The sequence below is a fragment of the Pradoshia sp. TA40_28 genome (assembly GCF_059694525.1).
The window spans coordinates 61,710-84,067 of sequence record NZ_JCATZO010000011.1 but is presented as its reverse complement, the minus strand read 5'-3'; the positions used below and the strand labels follow the sequence as shown (position 1 = coordinate 84,067).

Annotated in this window: 23 protein-coding genes and 8 tRNA genes; 3 read left to right on the top strand and 28 right to left on the bottom strand. The window is 38.4% G+C overall.

Annotated features, from left to right (window positions below; genetic code table 11):
* The 9 genes from AC58NB_RS14530 to AC58NB_RS14490 all read right to left on the bottom strand — a co-directional run bounded on the left by AC58NB_RS14530 (position 1) and on the right by AC58NB_RS14490 (position 1,510).
* Positions 1-73 (bottom strand) — tRNA-Arg (locus tag AC58NB_RS14530).
* A gap of 14 nt (positions 74-87) precedes the next feature.
* Positions 88-174: transfer RNA gene (locus AC58NB_RS14525), tRNA-Leu, on the bottom strand.
* A gap of 66 nt (positions 175-240) precedes the next feature.
* Positions 241-325 (bottom strand) — tRNA-Leu (locus tag AC58NB_RS14520).
* A 10-nt stretch (positions 326-335) separates the two neighbouring features.
* Positions 336-411 (bottom strand) — tRNA-Lys (locus tag AC58NB_RS14515).
* Positions 412-415: 4 nt separating this feature from the next.
* Positions 416-490: transfer RNA gene (locus AC58NB_RS14510), tRNA-Gln, on the bottom strand.
* A 72-nt stretch (positions 491-562) separates the two neighbouring features.
* A tRNA-Asp gene (locus tag AC58NB_RS14505) sits at positions 563-639 on the bottom strand.
* A gap of 5 nt (positions 640-644) precedes the next feature.
* Positions 645-718 (bottom strand) — tRNA-Met (locus AC58NB_RS14500).
* A 39-nt stretch (positions 719-757) separates the two neighbouring features.
* A tRNA-Glu gene (locus tag AC58NB_RS14495) sits at positions 758-832 on the bottom strand.
* A gap of 213 nt (positions 833-1,045) precedes the next feature.
* Complete coding sequence (locus AC58NB_RS14490) at positions 1,046-1,510, bottom strand: SprT family protein (protein ID WP_497427549.1); 465 nt, start codon at positions 1,508-1,510, stop codon at positions 1,046-1,048.
* Between the two features lie 119 nt (positions 1,511-1,629).
* Between AC58NB_RS14490 and cmpA the strand changes: the two genes are divergently transcribed.
* Positions 1,630-1,749 carry a cortex morphogenetic protein CmpA gene (gene cmpA, locus AC58NB_RS14485; RefSeq protein ID WP_497427543.1) on the top strand — a complete coding sequence of 40 codons (120 nt, stop codon included), beginning with the start codon at positions 1,630-1,632 and terminating at the stop codon, positions 1,747-1,749.
* A gap of 23 nt (positions 1,750-1,772) precedes the next feature.
* Here the strand turns inward: cmpA and AC58NB_RS14480 are convergent, their stop codons facing one another.
* From AC58NB_RS14480 to acpS, 14 genes are all read right to left on the bottom strand, one after another.
* Entirely contained in the window at positions 1,773-3,938 is a 2,166-nt protein-coding gene (locus tag AC58NB_RS14480) for a Tex family protein (RefSeq protein ID WP_497427542.1), read from the bottom strand.
* 108 nt (positions 3,939-4,046) lie between these two features.
* A complete protein-coding gene (locus AC58NB_RS14475) occupies positions 4,047-4,649 on the bottom strand; it encodes a PP2C family serine/threonine-protein phosphatase (RefSeq protein ID WP_497427541.1) in 603 nt (200 codons plus the stop codon).
* Positions 4,646-5,446 carry an RNA polymerase sigma factor SigB gene (gene sigB / locus AC58NB_RS14470; RefSeq protein WP_497427540.1) on the bottom strand — a complete coding sequence of 267 codons (801 nt, stop codon included), beginning with the start codon at positions 5,444-5,446 and terminating at the stop codon, positions 4,646-4,648. Before sigB ends, AC58NB_RS14475 begins: the two co-directional genes overlap by 4 nt.
* Entirely contained in the window at positions 5,424-5,897 is a 474-nt protein-coding gene (rsbW, locus tag AC58NB_RS14465) for an anti-sigma B factor RsbW (protein ID WP_497427539.1), read from the bottom strand. Before rsbW ends, sigB begins: the two co-directional genes overlap by 23 nt.
* Positions 5,894-6,226, bottom strand: coding sequence for an anti-sigma factor antagonist (locus tag AC58NB_RS14460; protein WP_497427538.1), 333 nt, complete (start codon positions 6,224-6,226; stop codon positions 5,894-5,896). Before AC58NB_RS14460 ends, rsbW begins: the two co-directional genes overlap by 4 nt.
* A gap of 63 nt (positions 6,227-6,289) precedes the next feature.
* A complete protein-coding gene (locus AC58NB_RS14455; protein ID WP_497427537.1) occupies positions 6,290-7,300 on the bottom strand; it encodes a PP2C family protein-serine/threonine phosphatase in 1,011 nt (336 codons plus the stop codon).
* 11 nt (positions 7,301-7,311) lie between these two features.
* Entirely contained in the window at positions 7,312-7,713 is a 402-nt protein-coding gene (locus tag AC58NB_RS14450) for an anti-sigma regulatory factor (protein WP_497427548.1), read from the bottom strand.
* A 4-nt stretch (positions 7,714-7,717) separates the two neighbouring features.
* The gene (locus tag AC58NB_RS14445) at positions 7,718-8,074 is read right to left on the bottom strand and encodes an STAS domain-containing protein (RefSeq protein ID WP_497427536.1); all 357 of its coding nucleotides are present in this window, start codon (positions 8,072-8,074) and stop codon (positions 7,718-7,720) included.
* Positions 8,071-8,907 carry an RsbT co-antagonist protein RsbRA gene (rsbRA, locus tag AC58NB_RS14440; RefSeq protein WP_497427535.1) on the bottom strand — a complete coding sequence of 279 codons (837 nt, stop codon included), beginning with the start codon at positions 8,905-8,907 and terminating at the stop codon, positions 8,071-8,073. The genes AC58NB_RS14445 and rsbRA overlap by 4 nt, the downstream gene beginning before the upstream one ends.
* A gap of 349 nt (positions 8,908-9,256) precedes the next feature.
* Positions 9,257-9,619, bottom strand: coding sequence for a type II toxin-antitoxin system PemK/MazF family toxin (locus AC58NB_RS14435; RefSeq protein ID WP_066102464.1), 363 nt, complete (start codon positions 9,617-9,619; stop codon positions 9,257-9,259).
* Entirely contained in the window at positions 9,612-9,893 is a 282-nt protein-coding gene (locus AC58NB_RS14430) for a CopG family ribbon-helix-helix protein (RefSeq protein WP_497427534.1), read from the bottom strand. Before AC58NB_RS14430 ends, AC58NB_RS14435 begins: the two co-directional genes overlap by 8 nt.
* Positions 9,894-10,053: 160 nt before the next feature.
* Positions 10,054-11,226, bottom strand: a complete 1,173-nt coding sequence (gene alr, locus AC58NB_RS14425) for an alanine racemase (protein WP_497427533.1) — start codon at positions 11,224-11,226, stop codon at positions 10,054-10,056.
* A gap of 122 nt (positions 11,227-11,348) precedes the next feature.
* A complete protein-coding gene (locus AC58NB_RS14420; RefSeq protein WP_497427532.1) occupies positions 11,349-12,359 on the bottom strand; it encodes a LolA family protein in 1,011 nt (336 codons plus the stop codon).
* Between the two features lie 302 nt (positions 12,360-12,661).
* A complete protein-coding gene (gene acpS / locus AC58NB_RS14415) occupies positions 12,662-13,015 on the bottom strand; it encodes a holo-ACP synthase (RefSeq protein ID WP_497427531.1) in 354 nt (117 codons plus the stop codon).
* A 94-nt stretch (positions 13,016-13,109) separates the two neighbouring features.
* Here acpS and AC58NB_RS14410 point away from each other — a divergent pair, with 94 nt between their 5' ends.
* Both AC58NB_RS14410 and AC58NB_RS14405 read left to right on the top strand, forming a co-directional pair.
* Positions 13,110-13,706 (top strand): rhomboid family intramembrane serine protease, encoded by a 597-nt coding sequence (locus tag AC58NB_RS14410; RefSeq protein WP_497427530.1) that lies wholly within the window; start codon positions 13,110-13,112, stop codon positions 13,704-13,706.
* Positions 13,707-13,783: 77 nt separating this feature from the next.
* A complete protein-coding gene (locus AC58NB_RS14405) occupies positions 13,784-14,929 on the top strand; it encodes an AimR family lysis-lysogeny pheromone receptor (RefSeq protein WP_497427529.1) in 1,146 nt (381 codons plus the stop codon).
* On the opposite strand, the gene uvsE is transcribed toward AC58NB_RS14405, so the two are convergent.
* The 5 genes from uvsE to AC58NB_RS14380 all read right to left on the bottom strand — a co-directional run bounded on the left by uvsE (position 14,904) and on the right by AC58NB_RS14380 (position 21,944).
* The gene (gene uvsE, locus AC58NB_RS14400) at positions 14,904-15,875 is read right to left on the bottom strand and encodes a UV DNA damage repair endonuclease UvsE (RefSeq protein WP_497427528.1); all 972 of its coding nucleotides are present in this window, start codon (positions 15,873-15,875) and stop codon (positions 14,904-14,906) included. The genes AC58NB_RS14405 and uvsE overlap by 26 nt on opposite strands.
* Positions 15,876-15,976: 101 nt before the next feature.
* Positions 15,977-17,464, bottom strand: coding sequence for a degradosome RNA helicase CshA (cshA, locus tag AC58NB_RS14395; protein ID WP_497427527.1), 1,488 nt, complete (start codon positions 17,462-17,464; stop codon positions 15,977-15,979).
* A gap of 859 nt (positions 17,465-18,323) precedes the next feature.
* Positions 18,324-19,691, bottom strand: a complete 1,368-nt coding sequence (locus AC58NB_RS14390; protein WP_497427526.1) for a UDP-N-acetylmuramoyl-tripeptide--D-alanyl-D-alanine ligase — start codon at positions 19,689-19,691, stop codon at positions 18,324-18,326.
* A 215-nt stretch (positions 19,692-19,906) separates the two neighbouring features.
* Entirely contained in the window at positions 19,907-20,980 is a 1,074-nt protein-coding gene (locus AC58NB_RS14385) for a D-alanine--D-alanine ligase (protein WP_497427525.1), read from the bottom strand.
* A 196-nt stretch (positions 20,981-21,176) separates the two neighbouring features.
* Positions 21,177-21,944: a hypothetical protein gene (locus AC58NB_RS14380; RefSeq protein ID WP_497427524.1), complete on the bottom strand. Its 768-nt coding sequence runs from the start codon at positions 21,942-21,944 to the stop codon at positions 21,177-21,179.
* Positions 21,945-22,358: the final 414 nt, after the last annotated feature.

The following is a 22,358-nucleotide window of genomic DNA, read 5'->3' as shown; positions in this document are numbered from 1 at the left end:
GCGCCCGAGAGGAGTCGAACCCCTAACCTTTTGATCCGTAGTCAAACGCTCTATCCAATTGAGCTACGGGCGCATATTTTATTTGGTTGGTGCGGCCGAGAGGACTTGAACCTCCACGGGGTTAACCCCCACTAGGCCCTCAACCTAGCGCGTCTGCCATTCCGCCACGACCGCGTCTTAACAACGCGACGACAACATTCATTATAGTATTTATTTCACTTGCAATCAAGTGGTAATAAATGGTGCGGGTGAAGGGACTTGAACCCCCACGCCGTAAGGCGCCAGATCCTAAGTCTGGTGCGTCTGCCAATTCCGCCACACCCGCATATTTATAATGGTGAGCCATGAAGGACTCGAACCTTCGACCCTCTGATTAAAAGTCAGATGCTCTACCGACTGAGCTAATGGCTCTAAATGGCTGGGCTAGCAGGATTCGAACCTACGCGTGACGGAGTCAAAGTCCGTTGCCTTACCGCTTGGCTATAGCCCAAAGGTGTTTCTAAACACACTATTTATTATAATCACTTTTCTCTTTATGAGTTAAGTGTTATTTTAATAAAAATGGCGGTCCGGACGGGACTCGAACCCGCGACCTCCTGCGTGACAGGCAGGCATTCTAACCAACTGAACTACCGGACCATTTATTGCGGGGACAGGATTTGAACCTGTGACCTTCGGGTTATGAGCCCGACGAGCTACCAGACTGCTCCACCCCGCGACGATCGTAATATCTCGCTCAAACAATCTGAGTTTTGAATGGTGACCCCTACGGGATTCGAACCCGTGTTACCGCCGTGAAAGGGCGGTGTCTTAACCGCTTGACCAAGGGGCCATACATAGTATCGTTTGCGTTTATTTCAGTCTCTTAAACACTTTATCATCTCTTTCAGAGATTTTCAAGCGCCCTGTCGACTTTATCTATTATAACGACTCTCTTTCAACCTGTCAACACTTTTTTAAAAGTTTTTTTTAGTTGTGTTTTCGAGGTTGTTTTTGCTTTCGGCTTTTTTAAGGCCGCTCAAATAAGTTACCATGTTAGCAAGGTCTATGTCAATGACTTTTTTAAAATTATTTTTCCACGGCATTTTCCACATACATATTTCTTAGTATTAATCTGTCTTTTCCTCCTGTACTCAAGACCGCATTTTCCACATTCATATATCCATTTAATAGGCCTTACAGTAGGTTTATTACTCTCTAATACAGAGCAAAATCGCGGTGAATTTGTTTCTGCCAAGAGTTTTTTAAAGTCAAGATCTCCGTGCCTGTATCCCTTTCCTTGAAGATGTAAATGATAGTGGCATAATTCATGCTTGATGATTCCCACTATCTCACTCATTCCCATTTCGTCTAAATATCTTCGATTAATCTCAATATTATGGCTCCCTAATAAATATCGACCGCCTGTTGTTCTTAACCTTCTATTAAAGATTGCTTTATGAGTGAAAGGCCTCCCGAAATAGCGCATTGATAATTTTTCAACTAATTGCTGCAACTCATTATCCGTCATCTTTGATAAACCCTCCGTACCTTTTAAAGTAACAAACCTAGCCTTCACTACATACAATAAACTAGCCATAGGCGTATCACCTTATTCATAGTACAACATTTATCAAAGGAGGTCTAACCGTGCCTGCCTGGTTGCAAAATCAAATTCAAAAAGCCTTTTTTGAAAAAAACAGCAGACAAGTACAGCTTTTGAATCAATGTTGGTTTTTTTATAATAAAAGCATTGCCCTCTCCGAATAGAGGCAATGCTTTTCATTCTCTTCTTATACAGATTTATTTACCATTGTAAGAGCGATACGTTCTTTAGGTATATCTACTTGATCCACCCAAACAGTAACCACATCACCAACCGATACAACATCCATTGGATGCTTTACAAAACGATTGCTCAATTTTGAAATATGAACCAACCCGGCCTGCTTCACACCTATATCAACGAACGCTCCAAAGTCAACCACATTGCGGACCACTCCCTGAAGCTCCATTCCCGGCTTAAGGTCCTCCATTTTCAATATATCGGATTTCAATAAAGGGGCTGCCAACTCATCACGCGGATCTCTTTCCGGTCTCATCAAAGCATCTATGATATCCGCCAACGTGATTTCACCGATATCCAATTTAGCTGATATTTCGCTTTTATTTACAGAAGACAACGCTTCCCTTAATCGATCGCTTCCTAAATCCTCAGTTGTAAAGCCAAGCATTTTCAATAATAACCGAACAGATTGATAATTTTCCGGATGTATAGAAGTTCGATCAAGAGGTTCCTCCCCACCAATCACTCTTAAAAACCCAATAGCTTGTTCATACGTTTTCGCACCAAGTCGCGGTATCTTTTTTAAAGCAGATCGATTAGAAAAAGCACCTTCTTCTTCTCTTTTATTCACGATATTTTGGGCTACGGATTTCGAAAGTCCTGCCACATATTGCAACAAAGAAGGAGAAGCCGTATTTACATTAACTCCAACCTTATTTACAGCCGTTTCCACCACAAAACTCAGTGACTCATTTAATTTCTTTTCTGATACATCATGCTGGTATTGCCCGACACCTACAGACTTAGGATCAATTTTGACTAATTCAGCCAAAGGATCCTGGAGCCTTCTAGCAATCGAGACAGCGCTCCGTTGTTCCACTTGTAAATCCGGAAATTCTTCTCTTGCGATATCCGATGCCGAATAAACGCTCGCACCGGCTTCATTCACTATGACGTAATAAATTTTCTCATTTTGCATTTTTAAAGTATCTGCAATAAATTGCTCTGTCTCCCGCGAAGCTGTTCCATTTCCAATTGTAATGATCTCAATGTTATATTTCTTTAGGATAGATAGGATAATTTTAGTCGCTTCGTTCTTTTTAGCTACTGGAGGATGCGGGTAAATAACACCTACTTCAAGCATTTTCCCTGTAGGATCGACCACTGCAAATTTACAGCCAGTACGATAAGCCGGATCAACCCCTAAAACCATTTTCCCTTTCAACGGAGGCTGAAGCAGTAAATTTCTCAGGTTTTCCGAAAAAATATAAATAGCTTGATCTTCAGCCTTGTCCGTAAGTTCATTACGTATTTCTCTTTCTATAGAAGGCTGGATCAACCGCTTATAACTATCTTCAATTGCCTCTTTTATAATCACTGTACTCGGATTATTTACATTCAAAGTCATTTTTTTGTAGAGGTAGTCTAAAATCTTCTCAACATCCGCTTTAACGGAAACTCTGAGCACGCCCTCTTTTTCACCCCGATTTAAAGCTAAAATACGGTGGGGAACTATTTTTCCAATCGCCTCTTCATAGTCATAGTACATTTCAAAAACTTTTTTCTCATCCTTTTCCTCATCTTTGCCGATGGACTTGATCGTACCATGCTTGAATGTTTCCTCCCGAATCCATTTTCTGAATGAGGCATTATCGGATATATTCTCAGCTATAATATCTTTAGCTCCTTCAATTGCTTCCGCAGCCGATAAAACTCCTTTATCTGCATCTACAAATTGAGCAGCTTTTTCAAGCGGGCTAGCGGACACAGGGGCTTCAATAATCCAAGTCGCCAGTGGCTCCAATCCTTTTTCTTTAGCTATCGTCGCTTTTGTTCGACGTTTCTGCTTGAATGGGCGGTAGAGATCCTCGACAGTTTGTAATTTGACAGCTTTGATAATCTCACGGGACAACTCTTCTGTGAGTTTCCCTTGCTCCTCGATAATCCGCAGGACTTCATTTTTTCTTTTTTCCAAATTCTCGAGATAGGTCCACCGCTCAGAAATGGACCGAATTTCAACCTCATCCAATGAGCCGGTCATTTCTTTTCGATAACGCGCAATAAAAGGGATTGTATTTCCATCTTCTAACAACGCCAACACACTACTAACTTGTTTTTCCCGTATAGAAAGTTCTGCAGCTATATATTTAATCAGTTCATCCTTAGATTTCATCCCATCAAACCTTCCCTCTGCAATTATTATCTTTATAGTATCATAACCCGTTCTTTTTCAAATACCGGGCTAAATTCTAAAATAACACAAAAAAGAAGTCTCTTATCATTATAAAAGACTCCCAAAAATGAATGTAACATCATCGTTAATGGCACTATTTTGACTCTCTAATTTTCTTGCTGTTTCTTCAAGAGAACCGGAATTACGTAAGAAGTTTTTAGTTCCCTTCATTTCAAAGCCATCTGAGTGAATGAAAAATTTAGTAGCAGGTATATATGTAAACCGTTGAGTATGAAAACGTTGCTTCCTTCCAGACAAATACCCAGTTACAGGTAAAGGATAAATCATTTTATCATCTGGTGGATATAAATAAAAACGAATATTGCCTACGCAGCTATATTGGAATTCTTTCTTTTTAAAATCCACTTTAAAAATAGCTACGGCTGCTCCCCTTTTTCTTACCAAAGCCTGATTACAACGTTCCATGATCTCTCCGACATCAGCGCCCTGAAACTCTCGGACAACGTTTGTAACTGCCCGAGACGATTCATGCGCAAACTCTCCCGAGCCCAATCCATCTGCGAGCACACATATAAAATAATCGTCCGTCACTTCAAAAAAATAATCGTCTCCACATAATAGCTTCCCTTGTTTAGGGGATTGAGAAGCAATTAATTGAACTCTATTGTCTCTCAATACTTCCTGATTCACCGTATATACTCCGAATTTTCAGCATTGATGGCTTCTTGCAATTTTTTTATAGCACGACGCTGGAGACGTGACACGTGCATTTGGGAGATACCTAATCGGTCTCCTGCTTCTTTTTGACTCAAATTTTCTAAGTACGTATATTGAATAATTTTCTTTTCTCGATCAGACAATACATGAAGAACTTTCTCTAAAACCAGACGCTGGTTAACCCTTTCATATCCTTCATCTACATTTCCGAATATGTCTAATAACGTGACTGTTCCGCCATCTGAATCTGCTTCAATTGAATGGTCCACTGACAACGCTTGATAACTTTTACCCATTTCCATCGCTTCTAATACTTCTTCCTCGGAAACCTCTAAGTACTGAGCAATTTCTTCAATCCTAGGAGAACGGTGTAACGTTGTGGTAAGTTCCTCCACAGTCGATTTGATTTTAGGACCAAGTTCTTTAATTCTTCGTGGGACGTGAACACTCCATGTTTTATCTCGTAAAAAGCGCTTGATTTCACCAATTATTGTTGGAACAGCAAATGCTTCAAAACTTTTTCCAAAAGAATCATCGTATCTGCGAATCGCTCCAAGTAATCCAATCATACCGACCTGAGCAATATCTTCGTGATAGGATTTTCCTCTAGAATATTTTCTCGCAATCGTTTCTACTAATCCCTGATAATGCTGAACAAGTTGGGCTTGTGCTTCTTCATCTCCGTGCAGTTGATAGGCTTTAATCCATTCGGTGACTTGTTCTCTCATTTGAGCCTTTTTCTCTTCACTAATTTGAGATTGTTTCTGCATCACTCTCCACCTGCTCTCCCTCAAGAAACTTCGTCATGAATACTGTCACACCTTCATTTTGATGTATTTTCACTTCATCCATGAGTGTTTCAATCAGATATAGACCTAATCCTCCTTCTCTTAAGAATTCTACCGATTGGTCTCTTTCATACGGCCCCAAGCCTTGTCGAACCTCTTCAAAGTCGCAGCTTTCTCCATTATCAACAACCATCACTTCCAGACGGTCTTCATATAACCCAAAACCAACGACTACTTCACCGTTATGATTACCTTTATATGCATGCTGAACGGCATTTGTGCAAGCCTCGCTCGTAGCAATTTTCAAATCTTCAATACTATCATATGAGAATCCCATACGGCTGGCTATGCCTGATAAAGTCAATCTCATTACCCCAATAAATTCAGGTTTTGCAGGTATTTTCATTTCAATATATTCGTATGTTTCACTCATTGCGCTCCACCCTCTGCATGGCTTTTTATATGGATTATATCCGCTAAACCAGTTATTTCAAAAAGACGATGTAACCTCTCGGATAGTCCGATGATTCTAAAATCTCCATTATGCGCACGGACATTTTTAAACAATCCTACAAATACACCAAGACCTGTACTATCCATATAAGAAACATCAGTCAAATCAACAATCATAACCACTTTATCCTGATCCGATAAAGGAAAAAGTGTTTCTCTTAGCTTTGGTGCTGTATATGCATCTATCTCGCCTTTAACATTTACGTGTATATCCGAATTCACATTTTGTACATCAATTGAAATGTTCATGAATTGTACCTCTCCTCAAAAAGTCAAGTTTCGCTTCTAATCCTTTTACCCGTTTTTATCCATTTAAAACTTCCGTCGCATAATTATTAAGGTAAAATCATCCCTTAATTGGAAATGTTGCATCTTTTCCAACTTTTTATATAGATTATTTACGATTGATTGGGCATCTAAATGGATGGACTCCTGAATAAATTTAACCAAGGTATCTCTTTCAATAAATCCCTCATCTGTCCTGCACTCCGTTACTCCATCTGAAAGGAGAATAATCATATCCCCCACTTCAATTTTGCGTTCATATTGCTGGTAAGTCGTTCTTTTATTCACACCAAGCAACAAACCCTTTGCCGTTAACTCGGTAAATTCATTTTCTTGATAATTATAGAAAAAACCAGGTTCGTGACCAGCTGATGCATATGTAAAAATATGATCAGATGGATCATACAGTCCATAAAACATGGTTATAAACATACTCGGACCAACATTTTGCTCCACTACCCGATTAATACTTTCAAGGACACTGGCCGGGGAAGTACGATGCTCCGGTAAAGAATCCATAGCATACTTGATCATAGACATACACAATGCTGCAGGAATTCCTTTGCCAATAATATCTGCTATCGCTACTGCTACCCGACCATTTTCATCCTCGACAAAATGATAATAATCTCCGCTCATATGCTTAGCTGGAACACTAATGGCACCAATTTCAAGATTTTTGAGGATAGGAACTCGCGTTTCCAATAATGTTTGTTGAACATTGGCCGCGATCTCCATTTCACTCTTCAACTCTCTTTGTTGATGTCGAAGACTCTGGAGTTCACGAAATGCAACACCGTATTCCATCATAATTTCCAGTAAAAAATCAAGAGAGTGGCTAACGTCCTCTGGTATATCAGGGAGAATATCCTTTAGCGCATTCTTATGTAAACTTATGATTTCTTCAGGAGATACCATATGTTCAATAGCTTCTTTGCTTAATTTATGTCCTAGATATAACGCTTTTTCCGTATGCTCTGTCAAATAGTTCGAGAGAGCTTCACGGTATCTTTCTTCCATGCACTCTCTATTACTCACCTATCTCCCTCCTATCGAAGCCATTTGGTTGATGTAATCTTTGTACCCTTTCCAACATCAGAATCAATATCAAAATCATCCATCAATCTTTTGACTCCGGGCAGTCCCGCTCCAAGACCACCAGATGTTGTATATCCATCTTCCATTACTCTTCTTATATCACTTATTCCGGGACCGTTATCTTCGGCAATGACTCTTAGGCCTGTTTTTCCATTGTCATATACCTTCTCAATGCACACTTGACCCTGCCCTGCATATAAATATATATTCCTTGCTAATTCACTTATGGTTGTGGTAATTCTTGCTTGATCCACAGTGCCAAAACCTAATTCTTTGGCCACGTTTCTGCCCACTTGGCGGGCTGCAACAATATCCCATTCATTTAGAATTTTTACGTAGGATTGGGTACTCATCATGCTAGTCCCCCAGTTCCTTTTGTAATTTCTCCAAACCTTTTTCAAGATCTAATGCAGTCATAACATCAGATAAGGTAATACCCAGTTCGATTAATGTGATGGCAACAGCTGGTTGAATCCCTGTAATTACAACCTTGGCTCCCATTAATTTCGACATATTAATGACGTCGCCAAGAACTTTAGCGATAAAGGAGTCGATTATATCCACCGAGGTTAAATCAATTACCACTCCACTCGCATTCGTTTCATGTATTTTATGCAATAAATCCTCCTGAAATTGGAGAGCAGTTGCATCATCCAGTTCCCACTGTATCGAGATCAGGAGACAATCGTGCAGCTTTAATATTGGAATCCTCATGCTAACTCCTCCGAGGTTATTATAATTTTTCTGTTTGTAATTTCCAGGGCAGCCTCTACACCCTTTTTCAATGTGTTTTTAGTTATGATTTCATCTAAGTTAATCCCAAGATTAACAATTGTTTGAGCAATCTCTGGACGTATCCCGCAAAGCATACAACGTGCGCCAACAAGACGGACAGCTTCTGCCGCCTGGATAATATGATGGGCCACCATAGTGTCTACAACCGGTACCCCAGTAATATCAATTAACACCACCTCGGAACGATGCTTAACTACGCCATCTAAAAGATTCTCCATAATTTGTCTCGCTCGTTCTGTATCGATTGTTCCTATTAAAGGCATTACTGTAATCCCTTCAAACACCGGGATGAGCGGTGCAGACAATTCCTGAAGAGCTATTTTTTGCAACGAAACAGTTCGCTCCCATGTAGATGTATAGACATTAAGGATTTCATTGTTTAAAGGTGTAATCCATTCATCAAAATCGAGCACAATCTCAAGCTGATTTTCCTTTGTCATTATCCCCTCGTTAATCATCCCTTCTGTTACAACGATGTTGAACGCCTTCATCCCGTCATTCACAAACGTTAATGGCCAGCCCAGACGAATAATCTTGGCTGCAAAATCACCTAACTTCGTTTTAAACTCTTCATCTGAATCTGTAATATTAGAAATCAACACTTCAATAAACTCATTACTTGTGTGTATAAACATATGGTCAGTAACAATCTTAGCGACTCGTTCATCTGCCTTTTCCTTAACGCGATTAACCCATTGCTGCAGTATAACGTCTTTATGATCCTGGATATAGTTTTGCACTAGCTTATTCATTAGCTCCTCCTCCAGCACATTTATATGAATCCTTTTTTTATATGAGAATCTGTTCTTTCGGTAAGTTTTCGATTAATTTTAAAAAGTCGTATTTACAAACTATTATAAACACTTAAAAAGAAAATAGGAAATCAGAAATCTAAATCCATAGGTATTATCAAAACCACAATATACCGTACTCTTTTTCTTACTTCACTGTAACTTGTACTTTTTTCCCTCTTTTCTACAACTTAAACCTTAAAAGATAAATTTTCCTGCTATTATAGGTAAATAAAAAGGCTGCCAAGAATTTAAATTCTTGGCAGCCAAACCTTCAGCACAGAAGTATGTTTTTATAATCTTTTAACTATTACAATTCCACAAGTCCCAGACTGATTTGGAGCGCATTATCAACCTTACGCATCATTTCATCATCGAGCTGCGTTATTTTATCTGTTAATCTCTGCTTATCAATTGTTCGAATTTGTTCAAGTAAAATAACAGAATCACGTTCGAATCCATATTTTTGGGCGTCAATTTCTACATGGGTTGGCAGTTTCGCTTTTTGTATTTGTGCCGTAATTGCCGCAATAATTACGGTAGGGCTAAATCGATTACCTATGTCATTTTGAATAACAAGGACCGGTCTTACCCCTCCTTGCTCAGATCCAACGACCGGAGACAAATCAGCGAAATACACGTCACCACGTTTTACATTTAAACCCTTATTCACCGCTAACTAAACGCTCCACGGCATGTTCAGCCTCATATTCTGCCTGGAAAGCTTCAGCTGCCATAGTCAAATTAATATTGGCCATCTCCATATATCCACGGCGCATGGATTCGCGAAACTCTTTCTTTTTGCGTTCTTGCAAATACATTTTTGTAGCTTGAAAAATAAATTCGCTTCGATTCACATTTTCTTCTCTCACGTATCCATCCAACTCACTTAGCAAATTTTGGGGCAAGCGTATTAGAATTTCCGTAGTTGCACTGGACTCAGACACAGGCAAACACCTCCACCATCACTACAAACCACATAGTTCTTTACTATTATATCTTACCATTAATACTTCTGCATGCAAAGGTGTCTAGTACATTTCTTACTTATTATGAGGCTAAATAGATGTTCTTTATTCATTATTCATGCACAAATGTGCTAAATAATCAATACCGGAATAGTTGGTTTACTGTTTCAACTATTAAATCATCCCGTTTATAAACCCGAGGAATTCGACTTGATAATTGACAAACCACCTCATAGTTAATCGTTTCTAGTTTTTGGGCAATCTCATCTGCCGTAATCATCTCATCACCATCGGACCCGATGAGAGTAACTATCGTATCTTCCGGAACAAACTGATCTAATTTCACCATGCATTGATCCATGCAAATCCGCCCTACAATAGGTGCTCGCTTTTCTTTAATCAGTACAGATTGACCTGATAGTTTTCTTATCCATCCATCAGCATATCCAATAGGTAGTGTTGCAATCCACTCTGGTTCCTCCGCCACATATGTTGCACCGTACCCAACCGTATCCCCTTTTGAAATCTTCTTGATTTGCTTCACTTTCGTATATAGAGATAAGGCAGGCTTTAATGACACAGGTAATTGATCCTTTATTTCCGGAGATGGGCTTAAGCCATACATGGAAATACCAAGCCTCACTGTATTGAAATAAGCTTCAGGATATCGCATAGCTGCCGCACTATTACTAGTATGAATAAAAGGCGGCAAGTATTCCATACTATCAAGAATCTCATTGAATTTCAACAATTGCTTTTGCGTTTTTCTTAAATCAAGTTCATCCGCAGTAGAAAAATGAGTAAACACACCTTCCAGATGGATATGACTCTGATGTTTGAGGATATATTCAATTTCTTTCATCTCTTGTTTACTTCTAATCCCAAGCCTGCCCATACCAGTATCAATTTTCACATGTATATTTAATGGTTGCGCACTTTTTTCTTCCTGTAAATATTCAACAGCTTTCCCTATCCAATCGATATCATGTACAGTTAAAGAAATATTGTACTGTACTGCAACCTTTGCATCTCTAGCCCCAGTGGAACCAAGCACTAATATAGGAGCCTTTATTCCTGCCTGGCGCAACCGGATTGCCTCATCAAGAAAAGCTACCGCCAAACTTGTTGCTCCCGCACCCAGGGCAGTCTCAGCCACTTGTCTATCACCATGACCATAAGCATTTGCTTTTACAACTGCCATGATATTAGTAGTAGAAGGTAAGTGTTGTCTAAATTGTTCGACATTATGATGTATATGATCTAAATTTATTTCTACCCAAGTATCTCTATACGATAATTGACTATTTTTCATATGCGGTTGACCTTCCTTTAGATGTTTATACCTTGATTATTCCCCTTAACGAAAAGATAGTCAATTCATACCTGAAGAAATCCAAAAGAAAATAGGCCTGTATCTGTAACAGGCCTATTTCTCTATTTCTCTGCAGTTTCCTGTACAGATCGTGCGATCATAACCATCTCATCTGTTGAGAGATTCTTTGCTGCCAGCATAAAGTCTATTCCTTCATAAGACCAGGAAATTGAATTCTCTGTCATATTCCCAATTGTAAATCCTAAATCTACAGGCTCACCTTCCGCTGTTGTAACTGCTGCTTCTTTAACAATTTTCGATTTGTTTTCAATTAAGGTATATTCTTTCTTATCGCCCACAAATGTCAGAATAGCTCTCTTTCCATCCTCAGATTTAATTGTTTTCTCACCTGCAGGTTCCACTCCCTGAATTTCAGCAGTCGGGTATTGAACTTCGAACTCAATCTCTTCTTCCGAAGACATGACTGGCACTTCCAGTTGTGCCCCTGTCATATTCTTTTTCACATCGAAGTCACCATTGCCGTAGTTAGGATTAAACTTTGTTTGCTCAAATTCCACCTGAACTAACGTATTGCGATCAGAATCCATTACTTCCACACTTCTCGGTTCCAGTGTTTTTCGATCGAATTCCACGACTTGCAATGGTAACATTTTATTATTTTGATACCGCGTTTTTGTCTCAAACACATAACTATCTTCTGTGGCTTTAAAACTTGCATCCTTATCTACAGAGACATCTGTGATTAAGGATTCGTACAGATAAGCCTGGGAGCTGTTTTTTGGCCATTCGCTTTGAAATTTGAAGCTTTTATTAAGCGCAGGAGTTAACACAAATACCCCTTCTTGATTTCGCAGGATGATCTGACTTTGATCCTTTTGGGCATTTTTTAAGTTTACACGGTAGTTGGATGGCGATTGGTACCATACTTCCACATCATATACTTGCGGTTCTGTCCCCATTTTCAAGGTCATTTTTGCATCAGCCTTGTATCCCTTTAAATCATTCATCTTTTTCGTAAGTGCATCCACAACATCTGTTTGTGATTTTTCTCCGCAGCCTGCCAAGACCAACATAAATCCCATTGTCAGCATTAGCATCATTAACCTCTTCAAGATCTCATCCCCTTTTAACAGTAGTAAGTAAAAGGGAGAGGAAAAGGCAATCAGGTTTCGTCCGTTCAAGTCTCACATTAATGCCTGGGCATTTTCGGATAGATTCGTTCAAAACAGGTAGTAAGTCTGCTATTCTTAATTTAATGCATATCTGTTATTTAAACGACTGCTACGGCGAGTTTTATCCAAACAAAATGCGGGTAGTAAACTTCCAAAACAAGGCCTTGTCTCTCCTATTCGCTACTTGAATATATGAGACAATCCTTCTGATTATGTGCTGGTGTTGGACAAACAATTTATTTTTACAGTTCTTCCAATATAACCTGGGCAGCTGCATATTGTTTAGTATGGGTAATACTCACATGCGCCTTCATCCCAAATGGATGTTGAATAACGGGTTTACCATTGCGGTCTGGTACGATGCTTATATCTTGGAATGATAGTTTTTCACCAATACCTGTTCCATACGCTTTAGAAAAAGCCTCTTTGGCAGAAAATCTACCGGCAAACCATTCTATTTTCCGATTTTCACTCAATGACGAGAAGTATTTTTCCTCATCTGCTGTAAGTATACGCTTCACGAATTTCGGCTTTCGTTCAAGTATATTTTTCACTCTCTCAAGTTCAATAATATCGATGCCCATTCCAACAATCATTGGTTTTCACGCTCCAATTTTTATGGTGATCTGTATTTCTATCACACTCCATTATAAATGAATTACCAAATCTTTTATGTAAGGATGATGTCTTTTGTTCACGCGTACTGAAAGTTTCAAGCAATTCCTCCGTTATTATCCAGGAGTAAGTGTTTTAACAGGCATTTGTATAGCCCTTTATATTATTACCTTTTTACCGCTATTTCCTGGCAGAGATCTCTACACTTTATTAAGCGGGGTTAATTTCTTCATAGCAGAGGGCCAATATTGGAGATTGGTTACGCCAATTTTTCTCCATGTTGGGTTCTCCCATTTATTATTCAACTGCTTTTCCTTAATCATTATTGGTCCAGGTTTGGAACAAATTTTGGGAACATCTAAATTCATTTTATTTTTTATGCTCTCCGGCATTTTAGCCAATCTGTTTACCTTCTTCGCAGAGCCTCTGATGTATGCTCACGTTGGAGCCAGCAGTTCTATTTATGGCTTGTTTGGATGTTACGCGTATATTATCTTTTTTAGAAAAGACTTAATCTCACCTCAAAATTCACAAACCATTTTAGCTTTGATTATCATTGGTGTCGTGATGTCTTTTTTTCAATCATCCATTAACATTACTGGGCATATCGGCGGTCTTATCATAGGTTTCGCATTATCCTGGTTGCTAGTAACCAATCGAAAATTGACATAAAAGTATTTCCTATATAGGAAATAATAACTATAATAGGATATAGTATAGGTAATGTTACAGAGAGTAGGTAGAGGATAATGGATTTAGCATTTAAGGAATTGGAATATTTGATTCCTCCCCCCATAAAAGGAAAAGGCCAAGAATGCCTTACTTTTACGATCCCAGATTGGGTAACATTATCGGACAACTTCTCCCTTAAGACTTATGAAGAGTATCATCCAATATATGTCATGAAAGCTATGGCTTCTTGTTCATTACAAAATGAAAAGGAAGCCTTCAAATTGGTTAGTTCCTATTATCGCAAATGTACGTGCGGAATGGTTCAAAAGCTTCTCATCCTTGAATATTTATTACGGTTGGGGTGTATCGAATGGATTAAACGATTACTATTGGAGGATACTTCAGATCCTGAAAATGATGAATTGAGAAAGGTATTTTCCATTTATATTGCCCAGGCAGAAACTCAGACTGATGACATCGAGCTCATTGATCAAGCATTCAATATGTCATCAAGCTGCCTGGAAATAAATATAGCCTCCATCATTTCCCATCTATATGGGATTAGCCGATTACGTTTGCAAGAGCCCTTCACTAAGCTAATAAAAGCAGTTGAATCGATGCTTTTATTATGTAAGAATCAAGATTTGTTAACGATTTTTAAAATACAACTTGGGGAAATGTATTTGGTTTCTATATTATGCCGCAATACAGATCCCAAGCATGTACGAAATGCCTGTCAACTGTATTATGATAAAAAGGATTTATTACATCAATTTCCCACTCTGGAGATATCCTTGTGTCATATTCTAGCCCATTCATATATGTTTGAAAGCTTTATGATTGCAAAAGCATGGATAATGAAAGGCAAGGCCTTAACAAAAAATGTACATCCACAACGGAGGCAATTTATAGAGTCTTCTCTTAATAGTTCATTAGATATATTTAGAAGCTTATGGCAAAGGGAATTGGATATTCCACCAGCATCTCCATCTGAAAAAGCTCATCGTTTTATGGTCACTGGTAATACAGATGTAGGAACTCGACTCTTGGACTCCTTACACTCCGAGAAAGGTTCACTGACCTTTTTCGAACATTATTATTTAGCCATTGGCAAAGATTCTAATGCTCTGCGTGAGGTTCAACTTCTTTTCTTACACAGCCGTAATTACTATTATGCTAAGCTTATCGATTTTCGCCTTACAGATGGTCATAAGAAAACGTAGCCCCACTTAAAATCGTAAAATCATTCAGCGATTGCAAACCTTCCATCATCTTAAATACAGCAAAATCTTTATACTTCGCTTCCAACATGCAATCAATTTGACTGGCTTGACCATTATTTCCTTTTACTAATTCAATTACTTCTTCTATTTGCACATGATCAGCATGTGCTTTTTTATTTTTCGCCTCTTTAGGGGAGGAAAGATGGACTTTAACCGGTAGCTTCGAGTTAGACCAAGTCTGTACAATTCTTGGCCATTGCTCTTTCCAACCACCATGGTTATTAATTTTATGATGGTGTAAATCAAAGACCATGGGAATTAACAGTTTTTCACATAGATAGAGGGTATCATGGATATTAAATAACGTATCATCATTTTCCAGTATAATCATTTCCTGTAGGTCAACGGGAATATATCCCCAATTATAAATAAATTGTTCCAGTGCTTGTTCCTTATTTTGATATAATCCTCCAACATGTAAAACGCACCTATGTTTCGGCTCCAATCCAAATGCTTTCAGCAATTGATGATGCATCCTCAACGTCTTAATAGACGCCTTTAATATATTTTTATCCTCACTATTCAAAACCACAAAATGATCCGGATGAAAATCAATTCTCATATCTGGATGTTTTTCAAGATAATCTTTAATGGCTCTGGTTTCATCTATTATACTCTCCATGTACTTCCAATCTTTTAATTCCGGATGATTGGCCAGCGGTATTAATTTTGAGGAAAACCGAAAGAATTTGATTCCATTTGCTTCATTGTGTATTAGCAAACGAAGGCAATTTTTCAGATTGGCTTTTGCAATTTTTTCTAACTTTCTTATAGCTGCCTCCCTGTCTGCCAACTTGCTGAATTGTGCATAGGTCATCGTTTTAGAAGGGGACGCATTTTTCAATTCCATACTCATTGCTACATAACCCAAACGAACGAACGTCATGATTCCTTTCGCCTCCTTTTTCTTATTATGAACAAAGGAAGCAAGTAAAACACAAAAAGGGCAAATCCTCATTAAGTGAGGACTTGCCCTTCTATGATTACTTATTTACTTGTGTTTTTCGGTTTGGAGTTTGAGTAGGACTTTCTGCGTCCATTTTGATTGCTGCTGCGTTTTCTGTCTCCACCGCCGCGGCTATCTCTGTCTCCACCTCTGTTATATGGACGTTTTCCGCCACCTTTTCCACCTTTGTAAGAACCCTCTTTACGGAAAGGTAGTGGTTTCTCTTCTGAAATATTTACAGGCTTTTCATCCGGCTCTCTAATGAATAATTTCAATGCAGCTGCAACTAATTCCTCTGCACTTTGATCATTCAACATTTCTTTAGCCAACGGAAGATAAGCTGTTAAGTCTTCAGAAGAAACAACATTGTACAATTTTTCTCTAACTGTTTTTTGTTGTCCTTCTAACGCATCTGTAACAGTCGGAGCTTTCATACGTTCCATTTTCTTTTTAGTAGTACGTTCAACTACTTCAAGATAAGACATTTCACGAGGAGTTACGAATGTAATAGCCATTCCTTCTTTACCCGCTCTTCCTGTACGTCCAATACGGTGAACGTAGCTCTCAGGATCTTGAGGAATATCGTAGTTATATACATGTGTAACTCCAGAAATATCAAGACCACGCGCTGCCACATCTGTAGCAACCAATATATCGACTGCTCCTTCTTTGAACTTACGTAAAACTGACATACGACGCGCTTGTGTCAAATCTCCATGAATTCCTTCAGCTGTATATCCACGTACTGTCAACGCTTCTGCTAATTCATCAACACGGCGTTTAGTACGACCGAATATAATAGCTAATTCTGGTGTATGGATATCAATCAGACGAGTTAATGTATCGAATTTTTCTCTTTCTGGAACGCGAACATAGTATTGGCTGATCGCAGGAACAGTCATTTCTCTTGCTTTAACACGTACCGTTTTTGGTTCATGCATGAATCTCTCAGCTATGCGACGGATTGGATCAGGCATTGTTGCAGAGAACAATAGAGTTTGGTGATCATCTGGAACAGAAGACAAAATTGATTCAATATCTTCAATGAATCCCATGTTCAACATTTCATCTGCTTCATCAAGTACAACAGTATGAACATTGTTTAAACGAATTGTTTTTCTGTTAATATGATCCAACAGTCTGCCTGGTGTCCCCACAATGATATGCGGACGTTTTTTCATCGCACGGATTTGGCGACTAATATCCTGTCCACCGTATACTGCAAGTACACGAGAACGGTTGCCTGCTCCAATTTTGTACAACTCTTCAGAAACCTGAATAGCAAGCTCACGTGTCGGTGCAATAATTAAGCCTTGGATTTCATCTTTGTTTACATCGATCTTTTCAATCATCGGAATTCCGAAAGCAGCAGTTTTACCAGTACCAGTTTGAGCTTGTCCAATTAAATCTCCACCTTGCAATGCGAGTGGAATCGTTTCGGATTGGATTGGAGTTGCTTCTTCAAACCCCATTTTTTCTACTGCTTTTAATGTGTCGCGGCTAATTCCTAATTCACTAAATAATGCCATTAATTTTTCTACCCCTTTTTCACGAAAATAGGTGTTATTTTAACAATTGCTTCAATATATTTTTCATTCCTGTAAAACAGGATTACGGGTCGTTTAATCGTGCCTGTCGCACAGGGTTTCGATCTCATAAAAAAAAGCGGCCGTCAGTATCCCGGCAGCATGAGTTCATAAGTCCAATTCATTTGGAAAATTTTCATGAAACGCATGTATTTAACTTATGTTAACAAAAACTGACCCGGATTGCAAATAATCAGGTTTACGGTATTCTATTATGCTAGTTATCGATTCGAATTTCTTTTAGACATTTTACCTCTTAATTAAGTAATAAGTAGTTCAAAGTCAGAAGATTAATGCCTGCATTCATATACCGCCTCCCTCTATAGTATCGATTGGGTTGTATCTAGATTCTACGAATGAAAGACAAACATAGCACAGGACATTTTGTGCGATAAAGTGGGTTTTACGATGTTTTTAGATAGAGGTTTACGAATGTAAATTTATTAACTCTTTGTATCGCACTCTGTATATTTTATTATTATTTTCAGGACTGGATGTTTGCTTTCTTTTCACTCAATCTCATATCTGAAAATAGTTGAATGTTTCCTTACAGTATTAATCAATCGATTGATTAGCTGTAGAAAAGTTGGCAAATTCCTTACTGCAGCCTGATTTCACCAGCTAAGCCTCTGCTGTGGAAATTTCTAATTATTCGTACAACCTCTATTCACATATAGTTTATATCTTACCCAAATTTATATAAAATCATGCAGGAAGGCAGCTTTTTTTAATGCCATTCATTCTTTTAACTCAAAAGAATGAATGGCATCATCCCAACTATAATAGGATTGATAAACGAAAACTAGTTTTGGAGGCTGCGAACTACTTCCTCTAACTTCATACCTCTTGAAGCTTTGACCAGTACTATGGAATGCTGATCGATCATTTCTTTTAATTTCAAGGATAATTGATCTTTATCATTGAAATGATAGACACGCTCTTTGCCGAGGTTCTCTGTGGCGCTTTCAGCGATCTTTTTAGCCAGCTTTCCATATGTAAAGACATAATCAATTTCCTCAGTGATTAACTCACCCATTTTGGAGTGATACATCTCTTCTTCCGGCCCTAATTCGAGCATATCTCCAAGTACAAGGATTTTCCGCTCAGCTCCTGTCAGTCCCTTCACTAATTCAATGGCAGCTTTTACAGAGGTTGGACTGGCATTATAAGCATCATTGATAATTTTTTCGCCACGCGCTCCAACCGACATTTCCATCCTCATATTTGAAAGCTTCACTTCAGCAAGTCCTTTTGCGATATGATCCCATGATAATCCCATTGTTTTACCAGCTGCGATGGCGGCCAATGCGTTCAGCACATTATGATTGCCCAGAAGAGGCAATACGAAAGAATGAGCTCCCTCTACATCAATTGTAAATCTCATTTCATTCTCACCTGATTCGCTTTGAATGGGATAATAGTCATTTGTCATGCTACTGCCAAAAGTGATTTGTTCGTAATTACCTTTGGATACCCTGCTGACCAGAAGAGGTTCATCCCCATGATAAATGAGTGTTCCATTCTTCTTTAAACCCTCAACAATCTCCATTTTGGCATCTGCAATTCCTTCACGGGAACCAAGATCAAGTAGATGTGATTCTCCAATGTTAGTAATAATAGCGATATCTGGTTGTCCAATAGCGGAAAGCAGGGCAATCTCACCACGACTGCTCATACCCATTTCAAGAATCAGTACTTCCGTATCTTCCGGGGCTGACAAAATTGTAAGCGGTAATCCAATATGATTATTGTAATTTCCGTTCGTTTTATGGACCCGGTATTTCGTTTTCATAATGGATGCCGTCATATCTTTAGTGGTCGTTTTACCATTACTCCCCGTAATACCGATGACTTTTGCATTTAGCTCTTGTAGATACGCTTTAGATAATTGCTGCAATGCTTTTAAACTATCCTTTACGTAAATCAAAGCCCTGTTTTGAGGAGGATTTGGTGCATCGATTTCCCAAAAAGAAGCAGAAGCTCCCTGCTCAAATGCTGTCTCTACATGATGATGTCCATTGCTATGTTCCCCTTGAAGAGGAACAAATAGATTACCATCTTCAATCTTTCTTGTATCATTTGTTACCCCTGATACAAGGATGTCTTTGAATCTTTCATTCATACTGCCATTTACCATAGCTGCAATTTCAGCCAATGTACGCTTGATCATATTAATCCTCCATTACCCTTTATCATCCCTGGAACAGAAACAACCACTCTAAAAAGAAGTGCGGTACAGTATTCCTGTGCCGTTTCGTCTTGCCAAAGCAGCCCATGTCAGGCCTGAATAATCTAGGCCTGAACATTTGTCTACTGCTTTGTCTTTAAAGATATGTGTGGCCTGTTTCACCTAGTTGTCACCGCATTCGGCTTGATTGACTAGGTTTAAATAGTATATTTAATTTTTTGCTTTTCAGCATGTCTTTCGATGGCTAGATTAATTAGTTTTTCAATTAATTGTGGATATTCCACACCCGTGTGGTTCCAAAGTAATGGGAACATACTGAACGGAGTAAATCCAGGCATCGTATTTACCTCATTGATATAGGCCTTTCCATCACGTGTAAGGAAGAAGTCTGCTCTAACTAGTCCAGAGCAATCCAATGCTTTATAGGCTTTGATCGCCATATCATGCAACATTTGATATTCTTCTTTAGAAATCTCAGCCGGTATCACTAACGCTGTGTCTCCGTCTTCATATTTCGCTTTATAATCATAAAAATCTTTTTTCGGGATAATTTCCCCAGCCACCGAGCATTCAGGATAATCATTGCCGATAACGCCAATTTCAACTTCTCTTGCCGTAACGCCCTCTTCAACAATTACTTTACGGTCAAATTGGAATGCCTCTTCAAACGCTTTATGGAGTTCTTCCGCATTATCACATTTGCTAATTCCAACGCTGGAACCTAAGTTCGCTGGTTTAACAAAACAAGGATATCCCACTGCCTCTTCTACTTCCTGGCATACCTTTTCTTCACTGCCGCTCCATTCTGAACGTAAATAAGAAACATAGCCAACTTGCTCCAGGCCAGCCTGTGCAAAGATATTTTTCATAATGACTTTATCCATACCTGCAGATGATGCAAGGACACCATTTCCTACGTATGGAAGGTTAAGCAGCTCCAATAATCCTTGTACTGTACCATCTTCGCCATTCGGGCCGTGCAATAATGGAAAAATAACATCGAATTTCTGCTCGGAACCTTTAGCCATAATACTAGTGAAACCAGTTTCCTGAACTTCTAGATGACCGCCACCAAATTCCAACTGTTTAACAGATTCTACCGGTCCTTGTAATTGAGGTCCTTTCATCCATTCCCCTTCTTCATTTATGTAAATCGGATGTATATCATATTTAGAAGAATCCAATGCCTTGATTACTGCCAATGCAGTTTGCATCGATACTTTATGTTCAGCTGATTTACCACCATATAATAATCCCAGTTTGATTTTCATTGTATTTTACCCTCCGTTAGTTGATACATACTTTATTGTATCATTTCCTTTTCAGAACATTAAATTAATATGTGACCTTGTTTGATCTAATAGACTAAACATACATTCATCCTATTATATGCATTTTTGAATACAATTTGTGAACAGGAATATCCGTTTAAGAAACAGGAAAACCTCCCTTAATTTTACAGGAGGTTTATTTTTCATCTATGACCCATTCCTTCGTTTTCTTCTGATAAACCAGATTAACCGTTTGTCTCTTTTGATAAATTACTTTTAAATCATCTCTTAATTCATCTTCATGACGATAATCTCCAACAGCCCATATCGGAATTTCGATACTTTGTCTTGTTTGAACAGATTTATGAAAGCTGATAAGTGCTCCCTCATTAAGCAAAGGAGATAGCTGTTTCAGAATATCTATAGGGATAATCGAATTTTCGGGTCTTTTCTTACCGCCAAGCCACAGTCTTTCCGGCCTATTCATTTCAACATGCTCAGGAATCAGTTTAGCAATCAAATGGTAAAAATCATTCCAATACCGGTAATAAATTTTATTATAAAAGCCATCTTCCAATGTTAGATACACAAACCGATTATTTAATTTTTGATAAAAGGGGGATCTAAGATGGTTAAACGTATGTCTGATATACAAAATCTCAGCAATTTCCCATGGAGCTAATTCTTCCAGTCCCTCAATATCGTCAAAATCAATCCAGCTTATATGTCCGTATTCCTTCCCATTTTCTTTATAATATTTTTTATAAAAGGGGAAAGAAACATAATTAAACTGTGTATGCATATCGTATTCGACATCCATAAACGGATGATCCAATAATAAAACATTTTGTGGCGGCTCTTTCAAAGATTGCATAAAACTGAAAAAGTCCATGCCAAATGAAGCTACAAAATGCTCCGCTTCCTGTTTATGAAGATATATAAAATCTCTTTTACCATGTTTCAATGCAAACCCCTCCGGCATGTGTTCATCATTAAGATGTTTAGATGGCGATTAGACTACTCTTTCTCCAGTCAACCCTATATCTTATTACCCATTCTTTGTTCAAGTTATCAGTGTGAACTGTTTCTCTCTTATTTTAGACGATATAATACAAAAAAAGATTCAAAAAATCGTAAAAAAATTATATTGTAAAGTTGCTGTAACATTGGTAATCCTACAATCTATCAACAGAAAAGGATGTATAGGCATCATGCATATTTGTCTATTGCAATAATAATGAAGAAGATTTTTTATATAAGTCTTTAGTTTTAAAAATTCGAACACTTCCGTTAACTTTACATACTAAATTATATGACTTTTAGTACTACATTACTAAATTTTCGCCTTGACAACTTTTGATTTATTTCCCTTTTTCAG

Bases quoted from the DNA above. Each gene is read 5' to 3' on its own strand.
- uvsE (WP_497427528.1), bottom strand. From the start codon at position 15,875: ATGACGTTCGTTCGTTTGGGTTATGTAGCAATGAGTATGGAATTGAAA.
- AC58NB_RS14480 (WP_497427542.1), bottom strand. From the start codon at position 3,938: ATGAAATCTAAGGATGAACTGATTAAATATATAGCTGCAGAACTTTCT.
- rsbRA (WP_497427535.1), bottom strand. From the start codon at position 8,907: ATGAATAAGCTAGTGCAAAACTATATCCAGGATCATAAAGACGTTATA.
- sigB (WP_497427540.1), bottom strand. From the start codon at position 5,446: ATGCAGAAACAATCTCAAATTAGTGAAGAGAAAAAGGCTCAAATGAGA.
- rsbW (WP_497427539.1), bottom strand. From the start codon at position 5,897: ATGAGTGAAACATACGAATATATTGAAATGAAAATACCTGCAAAACCT.
- acpS (WP_497427531.1), bottom strand. From the start codon at position 13,015: ATGATTGTTGGAATGGGCATCGATATTATTGAACTTGAGAGAGTGAAA.
- cshA (WP_497427527.1), bottom strand. From the start codon at position 17,464: ATGGCATTATTTAGTGAATTAGGAATTAGCCGCGACACATTAAAAGCA.
- AC58NB_RS14385 (WP_497427525.1), bottom strand. From the start codon at position 20,980: ATGAAAATCAAACTGGGATTATTATATGGTGGTAAATCAGCTGAACAT.
- AC58NB_RS14390 (WP_497427526.1), bottom strand. From the start codon at position 19,691: ATGATCAAGCGTACATTGGCTGAAATTGCAGCTATGGTAAATGGCAGT.
- AC58NB_RS14405 (WP_497427529.1), top strand. From the start codon at position 13,784: ATGGATTTAGCATTTAAGGAATTGGAATATTTGATTCCTCCCCCCATA.
- AC58NB_RS14490 (WP_497427549.1), bottom strand. From the start codon at position 1,510: ATGACGGATAATGAGTTGCAGCAATTAGTTGAAAAATTATCAATGCGC.
- AC58NB_RS14460 (WP_497427538.1), bottom strand. From the start codon at position 6,226: ATGAACATTTCAATTGATGTACAAAATGTGAATTCGGATATACACGTA.
- AC58NB_RS14445 (WP_497427536.1), bottom strand. From the start codon at position 8,074: ATGAGGATTCCAATATTAAAGCTGCACGATTGTCTCCTGATCTCGATA.
- alr (WP_497427533.1), bottom strand. From the start codon at position 11,226: ATGAAAAATAGTCAATTATCGTATAGAGATACTTGGGTAGAAATAAAT.
- AC58NB_RS14450 (WP_497427548.1), bottom strand. From the start codon at position 7,713: ATGAGTACCCAATCCTACGTAAAAATTCTAAATGAATGGGATATTGTT.